Annotated in this window: 12 protein-coding genes; 7 read left to right on the forward strand and 5 right to left on the reverse strand. The window is 37.6% G+C overall.

Annotation, left to right across the window (positions count from 1 at the left end):
• The first annotated feature begins 9 nt into the window (after positions 1-9).
• From ACFIMM_RS07715 to ACFIMM_RS07745, 7 genes are all read left to right on the forward strand, one after another.
• The gene (locus tag ACFIMM_RS07715; protein WP_273722957.1) at positions 10-804 is read left to right on the forward strand and encodes a thymidylate synthase; all 795 of its coding nucleotides are present in this window, start codon (positions 10-12) and stop codon (positions 802-804) included.
• Positions 801-1310, forward strand: a complete 510-nt coding sequence (locus ACFIMM_RS07720; RefSeq protein ID WP_375628859.1) for a dihydrofolate reductase — start codon at positions 801-803, stop codon at positions 1308-1310. Before ACFIMM_RS07715 ends, ACFIMM_RS07720 begins: the two co-directional genes overlap by 4 nt.
• 119 nt (positions 1311-1429) lie before the next feature.
• The gene (hflK, locus tag ACFIMM_RS07725) at positions 1430-2557 is read left to right on the forward strand and encodes an FtsH protease activity modulator HflK (RefSeq protein WP_375613382.1); all 1128 of its coding nucleotides are present in this window, start codon (positions 1430-1432) and stop codon (positions 2555-2557) included.
• Between the two features lie 2 nt (positions 2558-2559).
• Entirely contained in the window at positions 2560-3498 is a 939-nt protein-coding gene (hflC, locus tag ACFIMM_RS07730; RefSeq protein ID WP_375606990.1) for a protease modulator HflC, read from the forward strand.
• A gap of 151 nt (positions 3499-3649) precedes the next feature.
• Positions 3650-5173, forward strand: coding sequence for a Do family serine endopeptidase (locus tag ACFIMM_RS07735; protein WP_375638325.1), 1524 nt, complete (start codon positions 3650-3652; stop codon positions 5171-5173).
• 705 nt (positions 5174-5878) lie between these two features.
• Entirely contained in the window at positions 5879-6751 is an 873-nt protein-coding gene (gene miaA, locus ACFIMM_RS07740; protein WP_375671896.1) for a tRNA (adenosine(37)-N6)-dimethylallyltransferase MiaA, read from the forward strand.
• Positions 6752-7021: 270 nt separating this feature from the next.
• Positions 7022-8821 (forward strand): acetolactate synthase 3 large subunit, encoded by a 1800-nt coding sequence (locus tag ACFIMM_RS07745; RefSeq protein ID WP_375613385.1) that lies wholly within the window; start codon positions 7022-7024, stop codon positions 8819-8821.
• Between the two features lie 659 nt (positions 8822-9480).
• On the opposite strand, the gene ACFIMM_RS07750 is transcribed toward ACFIMM_RS07745, so the two are convergent.
• The 5 genes from ACFIMM_RS07750 to ACFIMM_RS07770 all read right to left on the reverse strand — a co-directional run bounded on the left by ACFIMM_RS07750 (position 9481) and on the right by ACFIMM_RS07770 (position 12881).
• A complete protein-coding gene (locus ACFIMM_RS07750) occupies positions 9481-9894 on the reverse strand; it encodes a TauD/TfdA family dioxygenase (RefSeq protein WP_375628865.1) in 414 nt (137 codons plus the stop codon).
• 122 nt (positions 9895-10016) lie between these two features.
• Positions 10017-10313 carry a hypothetical protein gene (locus tag ACFIMM_RS07755; protein WP_375613387.1) on the reverse strand — a complete coding sequence of 99 codons (297 nt, stop codon included), beginning with the start codon at positions 10311-10313 and terminating at the stop codon, positions 10017-10019.
• Positions 10314-10857: 544 nt separating this feature from the next.
• Positions 10858-11187 carry a hypothetical protein gene (locus ACFIMM_RS07760; RefSeq protein ID WP_375628869.1) on the reverse strand — a complete coding sequence of 110 codons (330 nt, stop codon included), beginning with the start codon at positions 11185-11187 and terminating at the stop codon, positions 10858-10860.
• 89 nt (positions 11188-11276) lie between these two features.
• Positions 11277-11723: an MFS transporter gene (locus ACFIMM_RS07765; protein WP_375682747.1), complete on the reverse strand. Its 447-nt coding sequence runs from the start codon at positions 11721-11723 to the stop codon at positions 11277-11279.
• Positions 11724-11954: 231 nt separating this feature from the next.
• The gene (locus tag ACFIMM_RS07770; RefSeq protein ID WP_375671900.1) at positions 11955-12881 is read right to left on the reverse strand and encodes a D-2-hydroxyacid dehydrogenase family protein; all 927 of its coding nucleotides are present in this window, start codon (positions 12879-12881) and stop codon (positions 11955-11957) included.
• Positions 12882-13044 lie beyond the last annotated feature (163 nt).

Raw genomic sequence — 13044 nt, forward strand, 5'->3', positions numbered from 1 at the left:
AATACCCTCATGAAATCATATCTTGCTCTTTTATCTCATGTTTTAAATCAGGGTATTGATCGGACAGATCGAACGGGTGTTGGAACGCGATCTATCTTTGGGTATCAGATGCGTTTTGATTTACAAGCAGGATTTCCGTTGTTGACAACAAAGAAACTACACTTACGTTCAATTATTTATGAACTTTTGTGGTTTCTTAAAGGCGATACAAATATCGCTTGGTTGAAAGAGCATGGTGTGTCAATTTGGGACGAGTGGGCTGATGAAAAGGGAAATCTTGGTCCTGTTTATGGTTATCAGTGGCGTTCTTGGCCCGCTCCTGATGGACGCCATATTGATCAAATTAACAATCTTTTAACGATGATTAAGGAGACGCCAGATTCTCGTCGCTTGATTGTATCAGCTTGGAATCCTGCATTAATAGAGGAAATGGCGTTGCCTCCGTGTCATTGTCTTTTTCAATTTTACATTGCGGAGGGGAAATTATCTTGTCAACTTTATCAGCGTTCGGCGGATATTTTCTTAGGTGTTCCATTCAATATTGCATCCTACGCATTGCTAACGATGATGATTGCGCAAGTAAGCGGTCTTAAAGTAGGCGATTTTATTCATACTCTGGGAGATGCTCATCTTTATTCTAATCATTTTGAACAGGCAAAATATCAATTGTCTCGTATACCAAATGCTTTGCCATGTATGCGCATAAACCCAGCGGTAACAGATCTTTTTTCTTTTCAATTTGAGGATTTTGAGTTGCTTAATTATGAAGCACAACCCCATATTAAAGCGCCGGTAGCAATATGACGATTTCCATTTGTTTAATTGCTGCTGTTGCAGAAAATGGTGTTATCGGTCGTGAAGGTGCCATGCCGTGGCATTTATCGACGGATTTGCAACGCTTTAAAGCTTTGACGTTGCGTAAGCCCATTATTATGGGAAGAAAAACTTGGGATTCTATTGGGAGACCTTTACCAGGGCGTACAAATATCGTCATTACGCGTGATTGTACCTTTTGTGCTGAAGGGGCTGATGTTGCTCACTCTTTATCGCAAGCTTGTTCTCTTGCAACAAATGTTGCTTCTCAAAATGATGTAGAGGAAATTTTTATTATTGGTGGGGGTGAAATTTTTCAACAAGGGTTGCATATGGCTGATAAAATATTCCTTACAGAAGTTTTAGCTTCTATAGAAGGTGATAGTTTTTTTCCTGTTTTTGATAAAGAAAAGTGGACTATTGTGCAAACACAAGATATTCCAAAAGGGGATAAAGATAGTCATCCGACACGTTTTGTTGTTTATGAGCGGAAATAATTTTTTGTAATATGAAGTGAAAGGGTTTATCAGTTGTATTGTAATGAGGTAAGAGACACCCTATAAGATCAAGCAAATGGTTGGTGTTCGAGTAGTGGTAATCAGTTAAAGAGGTGATAATGCCCTGGACAAATCAAAATGGTGGTGGCCCGTGGAGTGGTGATAAAAACAGTGGTGACAAAAAGACACCAGCTAAGAATCTCTTTGGTTCTGGTGGCGAAAATGGTCCTAATCTTAATGAAATTTTGCGCAAAGGGCAGGATCAATTTAAACAATTCGGGAGAAGTAGTTTTTCTGTTTTATTCCTTCTGCTTATTGTGTTTTTTTGGCTATATCAGTCAATTTATATTGTTCAGCAAAATGAACAAGCGGTAGAGTTGCGCTTTGGCATCCCTAAAGAAGGCATTATTGGTGATGGGTTGCATTTTCATTTTTGGCCAATTGAGACCTATATGAAAGTCCCTTTAACGGAAAAAACAATCGCGATTGGTGGGAAGCCCGGTCAGGCGCAACAAAGTGATGGTTTAATGCTTTCGAGTGATCAAAATATCGTTAATGTTAATTTTTCCGTTTATTACCGGATTTCATACCCTAGTCAGTTTTTATTCAATGTGAATGATCAAGAGGGAACTGTCCGCCAAGTTGCTGAGAGTGCAATGCGTGAGGTCATTGGTTCGCGGCCGGTTGATGATGTTTTACGTGACAAGAAAGAAGAAGTTGCTAATGACGTTAGAAAGATTATCCAGTTGACTGTGGATAAATATCAACTTGGTGTCGAAATAAGCCGTGTTTCTATCAGTGAAGCTGCTCCTCCGACAAAGGTTGCTGCTGCGTTTAATTCTGTTCAGCAGGCGGAGCAGGAACGTGGAAGAATGATTGAAGAGGGGAATCGTGTGCGTTTTACGAAAATTGGTTTAGCAAATGGTGAAGCTTCACGCACACGGGAAATCGCAAAAGGTGAAAAGGCACAAATGGTTGAAGAGGCAACAGGGCGTGCTGAACGTTTTCAGGCGATAGCTCGAGAGGCTGCGATTTCACCAGAAGCTGCTCGCTACCGTCTCTATATGGAGACGATGGGGCGGATTCTTTCTTCACCAAATAAGCTGGTTCTTGATCAGGCAAATTCTCCAGCGGTGCCTTATTTACCTTTGAATGAATTGTTGCGTAGCAAGTCATCGGAAAAAGTAAAGGCAACAGCAGCGCGTCCTGCGTTACTCTTAGATTCTCGTATTTCTGGAGGAGATTAATTATGCAGCAATCTCGCTTTTTGTTTGTTTTTAGTGCTATAGTGTTTGTTTTGATGATTTTGTGGATGTCCGTATTTATCGTCTATCCTCGTCAACAAGTAGCAATTAAGCGTTTTGGACAAATTGTTCAGGTAGAATCTAATCCTGGAATCTATTTCAAGGCGCCCTTTATCGATAAGATGATCATTGTTGATAATCGGTTATTGCGTTACGATGTTCCTACACAATCTGTACAGGTTCGTGGTGGTGCGTATTATGAGGTGGATGCGTTCTTTATTTACCGTATTACAGATCCTAAGTTGTTTTTACAGCGCATTGCTTCTGGGCGTCCACAAATTGCGGCACGTGAAAACCTTGCACCACGGTTTATTGACGCTTTGCGTGCTGTTTATGGTAAGCGAGAATTTAAAGCAGCCTTATCGGATGAACGAGGCGCGATGATGGCTGAAGTACAGAAGCAATTTTCTGTAGATGCAGGCTCGTTGGGTATTACCATTGTTGATGTGCGTATTCGTAAAACCGATTTGACTGATGCTGTTTCAGAAGATGTCTATCGGCAAATGGCAGCTGAACGTGAAGCTGCTGCGGAAAATATCCGGGCTCGTGGTCAGCAGGAGCGAGATCGTATTGTGGCAGAAGCTAATCGTGAATATGAAGAAATTGTAGCAGCTGCAAAGCGTGATGCTGAAATTACCCGTGGTGAAGGTCAAGCTGAAAGTATTCGTCTTTTATTGAATGCGAGGGAGGCTAATCCGTCTTTTTACGATTTTTGGTTGGCGATGGAACAATACAAGAATTTAGAGAAAACACCGATGGTGATTTCTCCAAATGAGGATTTCTTTTTCTATTTTCGTAATCCGCCGCAGGCAAATAAAGCATTCTTACCGACAATGAATACTGGCCTCAGTAAAACTGATCCAAAATCGGGAGAGAATAGATAAAATAATGGATTGCAGATACGAGATTTTGCATGAAAAGAATGATCTGTGACCATTTTCTTTTATGGTAAAAGTGGTAGAGAGTATCGAGCCGTGCTGGTTTTACGTAGATAAATTTAGTGGGGCTCTTTGCATCTTTGATTAAAGGCATGTCATGGATAGAAGTATCGTGAGTAAAAATACGTTTTTAAAGTTTTTTATCACAAGAGTTGTTTTTTGTGTGACTTTGTTTCTATCAGGATCAGTGAGTTTGTCTTGGGGAGCCGAGACAAGCAAGGCATTGCTTTCTATTCCTGATTTAGCTTCTGAGCTTTTGGAAACAGTTGTGAATATTTCCACGGCGCAGACTGTTGAAGGAACAGAACAGGATGCAAACACCTCGGTACCCGTTATCCCAAAAGATTCATTGCTGGAGGAATATTTCAGTGATTTTTTTACACCCAAGGATGGTCAAAAAGATAGTCAATTTCAAAAGGTGCGTTCTTTAGGCTCTGGTTTTGTGATTGATGCGCAAAAAGGGATTATTGTTACAAATTATCATGTTATTGTAGATGCTGATGATATTGAAGTTAATTTTACGGATGGTACAAAACTAAAGGCAAAGCTTCTTGGAAAGGATAGCAAAACTGATTTGGCGTTGCTTCAAGTCGATGCAGGAAGTAAAAAATTAAAAGCTGTGCGTTTTGGTGACTCAGAAAAAGCACGTATTGGTGACTGGGTTATGGCTATTGGTAATCCTTATGGTTTTGGTGGAAGTGTGACGGTTGGTATTATTTCTGCACGTAACCGTGATCTTAATGCTGGTCCCTATGATAATTTTATTCAAACAGATGCAGCAATTAATCGGGGAAATTCTGGTGGGCCGTTATTTGATAGAAATGGTGAAGTCATTGGCATTAATACAGCAATTGTTTCACCTTCGGGAGGATCTATCGGTATTGGATTTGCTATTCCATCGGATATGGCTCTTTCTGTTATCAATCAATTGCGTGATTTTGGAGAAATAAGGCGTGGTTGGTTGGCTATTCGTATTCAGCCGGTAACAGAGGATATTGCAAAAAGTTTAAAATTGGACAATGCTGTGGGAGCATTGGTGGCTGGTAAAATAGAACAGACGGAAGAAAATAATGTAGATAATAGCCAGTTACAAACTGGAGATGTTATTCTTTCCTTTGGTAATTCCAAAATTAAGCATGCACGTGATTTGCCGCGTTTAGTTGCAGAAAGTTCAGAAGGAAAAGTGGTGGACGTTACTATTTTACGCAATGGGCAAGAAGCAACAGTAAAAGTTAAGCTTGGACGTTTGATTGAAACAGATCCAAATGAAGATACAGAAGAAGTTGATGATAAAAAAAATCAAGATCTGTCGAAAAACGTGACAATGCAATTTATGGGAATGACGTTATCTGAACTGACAGAGGATTTGCGTCATCGTTATTCAATTTCAGATAAACTTCGAGGACTAGTGGTGACATCTGTTGCACAAAATAGTGCCGCGGATAAAAAGCGTATTCGCGTTGGTGAAGTGATTGTTGATATCAATCAGAGTTCTATCACAACAATTGATGAGGCTAAAAAACGTATTCATAAATTACGTGAAGCTGGACGCAAAAATGCTCTATTTATTGTAGCGCGTCCAGATGGAGAGTTACGGTTCGTAACGCTCCTAATGGATTGATCCTTAAAAAATTATTTTTTGTTTTTTATCAGCCTTAGTGTGTGGGATATTTTGCAAGTCAGCCATGTGATGTCCAATATTTCTCAAGCTCATTTCACGATAGAGAGTATGGGGTGTGCAATATAAAATCCATTGGAAATTATTATATCTTTATGCTGAATATCAAAGTATAAATTGGTGTCATCATAGTATTTTTCAGTTCTCAATATTGTAACAGCCTAGACTTTGAAATGCTGCATAAGAGATATTGGTACACCTTTCTTAAGTCCATTTTTATCTCTGCTTGTGATGCGCAAGTAAATGGTATTGATATGATACTTTATGAGGCTCTTATTATAAACCGGCGTAGCATGCTATTTTTATAGGAAAAAATAAAGCTATTTGATTGTATAGATTAAACTTAGTATTATTTTCATAAATGATGACAAAGAGTATATTTTTAATGGCCTTAACGGACAGAATTATTATAGCTGTGGTTTGTTATTGAATTATGATAGCAAAAAATGCTTGGAAATTCCTTTGGTGTTGTTATTAAGTCCATTTTTTCTTTTTTATAAGTTTCATAAGGGGCTTTGTCTTAAGGGGAATTTGTGTTCGTATTTTTGTTTGAAGTATTTACTCTATGATAATGGAGAGAAAATACAGGAAGGCTTTGGGGGTGTCTGCATGTTGCAATAAGTTATTGATTGGGAGAAATTGCTATTCATGACACAGAGAACAGTTACATTAATAGCAGGGCCAACGGCAAGTGGGAAGTCAGAACTTGCCTTGCAAATGGCTCAAGAAAAAAATGCTCTCATTATTAATACTGATTCAATGCAGGTTTATGATGTTTTAAATATTTTAACGGCACGGCCGAGGGAGGCTGACACCGCGATTGTTCCCCATTATCTTTATGGTCATGTGAGTCCTACTTTGAACTATTCAGTAGGGCAATGGTTGTGTGATGTCGAGAAGCTATTGGCTACTTTTTCTTTAAGATCAGTTATTTTTGTTGGTGGAACAGGACTTTATTTTCGTGCTCTTTTAGAGGGGATTTCGGAAATCCCTCATGTTCCAGATGTTGTGCGGCAGAAGTGGCGTTTGCTGCTTGATAAAGAGGGACCTGAAAGTCTTTATCGCCAGTTGTTGCAGATTGATGCTGTTGTTGCTGAAAAAATTTCTTCGCACGATAGACAGCGTATTGTACGTGCTTTGGAAGTTTATGATGCAACCGGTAAGTCGCTCAGTTGGTGGCAGAAACAAAAAACAACACCTCTCATTGCGCCAAATTTGACCGAAAAAATTCTTCTCATGCCACCACGTCCTCTGCTTTATGAACGTATTCATAAACGCTTGGATTCTATGATTGAAAGAGGAGCTTTAGAAGAAGTGGTGGCTATGAAAAAACTTAAACTTTCCCCTTCATTACCAGCAATGAAGGCTATTGGTATACCTGAGTTTATGGCTTATTTGGATGGATATAGAAGCTTTGAGAGTGCTCTTGAAGCGGTGAAAATACAAACGAGGAGATATGCAAAAAGACAAATGACATGGTTTCGTAATCAATTTGATGAAGAATGGATGCTTACTTTTTGATAAAAGAGTTAGAGCTTTGCAAAGAAACTTATCGAAAGATAAAAGATAATTCGTGAAAAAGAAATTTTTTAGAAAATATAATTTTTTATTGACGAATGGTATCAATGGAATTAGAAATCTCTCTACAAGGAATTTTTTATATATTTTATACGTTGGAATAATGGGGGTAATCATACAGTATGTGTTGTGTAATGGGCTCCTTTGGGGGCTTTTTTTATGGGCTCCGTTAGGGGCTTTTTTATTGTCCTATAAAGTAGGTGAGTGGGAAAAATGAGAAATGATCCAAGAAAGCAAGAGAGTGCAGATGGAAAAATAATGTCGGGCGCTGAAATAGTGGTTCAAGCTCTTATAGATCAAGGCGTTGAACATATTTTTGGTTATCCTGGTGGGGCTGTTTTGCCTATTTTTGATGTTCTTTATCACCAAGATACACTCCAGCATATTTTGGTGCGCCATGAACAAGCCGCAGGGCATGCAGCTGAAGGCTATGCACGCAGCACAGGGAAGGTAGGGGTTATGCTTGTGACTTCTGGTCCAGGGGCAACGAATGCTGTTACACCTTTGCAAGATGCTCTTATGGATTCGATACCTCTTATTTGTTTTTCTGGGCAGGTGTCAACAACGGTGATTGGAACAAATGCTTTTCAAGAGGCTGATACAGTTGGAATTACAAAGCCTTGTACGAAGCGTAATTGGCTGGTTAAAAATGTCAATGATCTTGCGGCTATTATTCATGAAGCTTTTTTTCTTGCTCAATCAGGTCGTCCTGGGCCGGTTTTGATTGATATTCCTAAGGATGTTCAATTTGCTTCAGGATTTTATAGAGCACCTCAAGTTCAGGAGTCTTTACATTCTTTTCCATCGTTGAAAGGGAATACTAAGGCTATTGAATCTGCCGTTTCTCTTTTAGTTGAGGCAAAACGCCCTATTATTTATTCTGGTGGTGGTGTTATTTCATCGGGGATGAAAGCTATACAGCTTTTACGTAATTTGGTTCAATTGGGGGATTTTCCGATTACTTCAACATTAATGGGACTTGGTGCTTATCCTGCTTCCGGTAAAAATTGGCTTGGAATGCTTGGAATGCATGGAACCTATGAGGCTAATATGGCCATGCATGATTGTGATGTCATGTTAGCTGTTGGAGCACGATTTGATGATCGTATCACCGGGCGCCTTGATGCATTTGCACCTCATGCGCGTATTATTCATATTGATATTGACCCTTCTTCTATCAATAAAATTGTAAAAGCAGAAGTTCCAATTATTGGTGATGTGGCTTGTGTTTTAGGAGATATGACGCAACTCTTAAAGATACAGCAACCAGCGTTTAACAGTGAAGTCCGTGAGGCGTGGTGGACGCAAATTAACCGTTGGAAGGCTCGTAATTCATTGGCATATGCGGAGAAAAAAGATGTCATTATGCCGCAATATGCTCTTGAACGGCTGTATGCTTTTACCAAAGATGCGAATGCTTATATTACAACGGATGTCGGGCAGCATCAGATGTGGGCAGCGCAGTATTATCATTTTGATGAACCAAAACATTGGATGACTTCTGGTGGTCTTGGAACGATGGGGTATGGTTTACCTGCTGCTATAGGTGTTCAAATAGCGCATCCTGATGCGCTTGTTGTGTGTATTTCTGGTGATGCCTCCATTCAGATGAATATTCAAGAGCTTGCAACAGCTATTCAGCATGACACACCGGTGAAAATTTTCATTTTAAATAATCAGTATATGGGAATGGTCCGCCAGTGGCAGCAATTGCTGCATGGTAATCGTCTTTCTCATTCTTATACGGAATCTATGCCTGACTTTGTGAAATTGGCACAAGCTTATGGAGCCGTGGGAATTCATTGTTCAAAACCCGATGAACTTGATGATAAAATTCAGCAGATGATTGACTGTGATAAGCCTGTTCTTTTTGATTGTCGTGTTTATCATTTAGAAAACTGTTTTCCTATGATCCCATCGGGATGTGCTCATAATGAGATGTTATTACCCGATGAGGCAAGCGAAGAAGCTATTGCAAATGCTATTTCTTCCGAGGGAAAGATTCTTGTATAAAATGAATATGTTAACAAAATGGTGAAGGATGGTGATGATGAAGTCTTTGGAGTCTTCATCTCTGTCTCTTCTTTGTGGAGAGTTTCTATTATCCTTAGAGCTCATTTTATGATTTTCATTCTTTGTTTAAAGACATGGGGTGTATTATTATTTGTTCATCTAAAAAATGTTATAAGTCGTGTGCACAATTATGTTTGAATTTATTTGTACGCGATGTTTGTTTTTTTAATTCATATGTTCACATTAATAGCTATTTCGTTGCATTTTTTAGATAATACATTGAATTATCTGTTATAAATTAATTATGTTGTCTCATATATGAATGATTTCATCGTGCAAGAAAAAAAGCCACACTGCTTGAAGGGTGCAACCATGCAAGCCATTATGCCTATGAAAACAATAGAAAAGTTTGTTACTATGTTTTGGTTTTGCATTATGAAATTACTCCAAATAGCTCTTTCAGGGGCTTGATAGGAAAATCCCCCTAGCGGTTTGAAAGGAAGGGAAAAAATAACAAAAATCAAATGCAGCCATAGAAAACCAATAGGTCACCATAGCTTATAATCAGGTATGATTATGCGGGAGAAACCTATACATATGAGATGTATCGTCAATATATAAACCAGAATAATACTCAACATCATATCATTATCAGGATATTAACATTGAAAATTAAATATTCTTTCTTTTATTTGTTCTATATATCTATGATTCCATAAATCTGCAGACACAAACACTCTTTGAATCCATCGCATTGGATTTTCATAACTATCAAATGATCCAAAAAATTTATCTCTAGAGTGTAGGGCCATTCTATTATCAATGTATAATAATCTTCCTGGTTGTACATCAATTCCAAAAGATATAGCCTTAATAGCTTCATAAAAATGATCTAAAGCTTCCTTGGCTTTTTTTGACTGTGGCTCTAACATGCCTGGATAAAAAACAGCGCTGATATCTGGGAATTCACCGTCCCCTTGAACGAGGGGCACTTTACTTGTAGAAGTTACCCCATTTTTTCTCCATCTATAGGGAACATTAATTATATATAAATTATCCCTGAAGCTCCTCAAATCCTCCTCACTTAAAAGTTTTAAAGCTAGACGTGCATCATCGTTAACGGACCATCAACACCATTGCGAACACCAGATAAAAGTATCCCCTTTAGGAGATAAATTTAAATCCGTTATAAATTTTAGTGCAGCATTTTCATATGAAAATCTAACTCAACTTCAGATCCTAATCCTGTATAATCTTTTTTATTATCCTCTAAAGGAACTAGGTTATTTACTATATGTTCGCCTTCAAACTTAATTGAATAAGGCTCTCCGATCAATAAAGAAAACATCATAATTAAATTTTCGCTAATATAGCCACTTTTACAAGACGCATCTAAATTGTAAGGATTAGGTGACATATTAATTTGTCTATCAACAGGAAGGTTTTCAAAGATTAAATATGGTCTAGGGGTAATAGACACCTTTTGGTTCATAAGAATTGTCAATATTCTATGTGGTAGCAGCGAAAATGCTATTTTTTTAACTCAACCGAATATTCAATACCACCGTATGGATCATAAATAACATGGTCTAAAGCCTCTCAAAGTTTGTCTCTTTCGACATTGCTCAACTAAAAAGTATTTTCCATTTATCATTATAATTTCCCCCAATTATATTTTCCTACTTTTTTATTAAAAAAGTGAAAAAACAATAATTAAAATCAGCCATGTTAGTAAATAAGTGTCTGTAAAATCTTGGATTAATCCAAATAATGGTGGAGTAGTAATAATTGCGATTTGATTTACAGATATTGCTAAACCCAGAGAAAACACAACGCTTTCTTTCGGCTTAAGAGTCTACAATATAAGCAGCCCAAGGGCCATACTATCCCATTCCTCCAAAAACTAACCAAGCAGATAAAATAGTTAAATAAATTATGGATCCACTTATGCCCAAAATTAATATTAAAAATCCAAAAACGACTGCAATCATGCAAAACAAGACAGGAAAAAATTGTCCTTTTTTACAATGATCACACTACGCTGCTAAAATAATTCTTCCTAAGGCACCAGAAGCCTGTGAAACAAAAAATAAATAAGCACTTTTATCTAGAGACAGGTGATAGATTCTATAAAAATAGATCGTTATAAAAATGGTTAAAACATATTGAACGATCACAAGTGAAACGCTTGGAAAAATAATATTCTTCATATGAGGCGCAGCCAACATTGCAAGACGAGATCTTACATTTGCATAGAACGAAATTCTTGCCTTGCTTTTTGGAACGATAGCGATAACTTTTGCTGGTGAGTGATAAAAAATAATAAATATACATCCCCCTAAAAAAGAAACTATGGCACCGACCAAAACGCACCTTGTATGCCATAGACAAGCACACTAGCAGGAAGAACTATTCCAGCTAATGCCCCCACAACCTAATGTTAACCCCGCCTGCCTTATTCCCATTGCAAATCCGCGCTGCGATTGTGGAAACCATGAAGAAACAGATTTAGCGCCGAAACAGATTTAGCGCCACCGGATTGAGCAGAACTATAAAATTCCCCTATAATTAGCAAACAAACCAAAAGGGAAATATAGTTATCTGCGATTGCTCCCAACAAAAGAGCGACAGAAACGCCGATCGCGCCAACTCCAATAATATAGCGCTCGTTAAACTTGTCTAGTAATTCACCAGCTACAAGTAAGCCAATAATAGGTAGGAACTGCGCTGCTGAAGACAGCAAACCTATCTGAGAGTTACTAAGCGAGAAATCTTTCTTAAAAAATTTAGCTAAAGGACCAATCCCTTGAACAAAGAAGCAAGCTGATGCTTGAGTGATAGTGGCAACAAGCAATATAATCCATCTATAATAATTCTTTTCTATAAATTTATTATTGCTCACTCAGCCCCCCTCCAATTAAATTGTATTCCAATAAAGTAGCCTTTTTTAATAATGCTTGCAACAATAAATTAGGTATTTTATGCTGATTACATAAAAATCTGTCCATACTATTGATATTAATATGAAAACTAAGGAATATGCTTAATTTAAGGAAATAAGCTATTATGTGTCGTGCAAATTTGATACGCTAGCGATATAAGATAAATTTTACAAACATTGGCTCAGCCGGCATTAAGCGCTCTTTATAAAAGAAGCTATATTTTGGCAAGCTTTTTCAAAATAATTCTCAAAGCTTTCTTCAGTCACATAGCCCAGATGCGGTGTGCAAAGAACTCTATCTGATTGCAATAATTTGCTCTCATATACTGGCTCGCTGTCATAAACATCCAGTGCAAAGTAAGTTGAATTTTCCAAACTTAGTATTTTTTCTATCGCCCCTTTTTCAACCAAAGCTGAACGCGCTGTGTTAACAAAAATAGCATGTGGTTTCATGCTCAATAGATTATCTAATTTTATGATTTCTCTGGTTTTATCGCTTAAACGTAAATGGACAGATATAATGTCAGGACGTGTAAAAAATTCATCTTTTGAATGCGTAAAATGATAACCTAAATTTTTTGCTTCTTGCGTTGAACGCTCGCTCCCATAAACCAAAATGGACATGCCAAAAGCTTGAGCATATTGAGCAACCATTTTACCAATACGGCCAAACCCGAATATTCCAAGAGTAGCCCCTTTCATTTGGTTGCCAAATGTTGTTTGCCATCGTCCTTTTTTCATATCAGATACAGATTTACAGAGTTTTCTACGCGCAGACATAATTAAGAGCCACGCAAATTCAGCAGCAGAAGTTGGATCTCCACCACCGTCTAATATTTCAATTCCTAAGTCTCTACAAGCTTCTATATCAATATGTGAACCTATAGGGCCTGTTTGGCAGATTAATTTTAAATTTGGCAGTTTCAGGAGAAGATTTCTATCAACTATAGTCCGCTCTCTGATTAAGATAAGAATATCTATCTCTTTGAGCTTATCTTCTAAATCACATTCTTTAGCTAAATTATTTATAACCAGCACTTCATGCGATTTCATTAATTTTGTAATAGACTGTAATGTTAGGGTGGCTTTTTGATAGTCATCTGGAATTAATATTTTCAATTTAAACCTTCCGTTTCATTCATCAATATTTGAGCTCATTATTTCATTTCTAAAACAACCAAAAAGCAATCTCATCGCTGATATTTTGACATAACACCAAGCCTATTAACAAATTATACCCCTTGATTTATTGTTATTTCTAGCAATAAGAATAGCATTAATC

Origin of the sequence: Bartonella sp. AP258QHHD, from assembly GCF_042196145.1 — a bacterium.
GTDB lineage: Bacteria > Pseudomonadota > Alphaproteobacteria > Rhizobiales > Rhizobiaceae > Bartonella.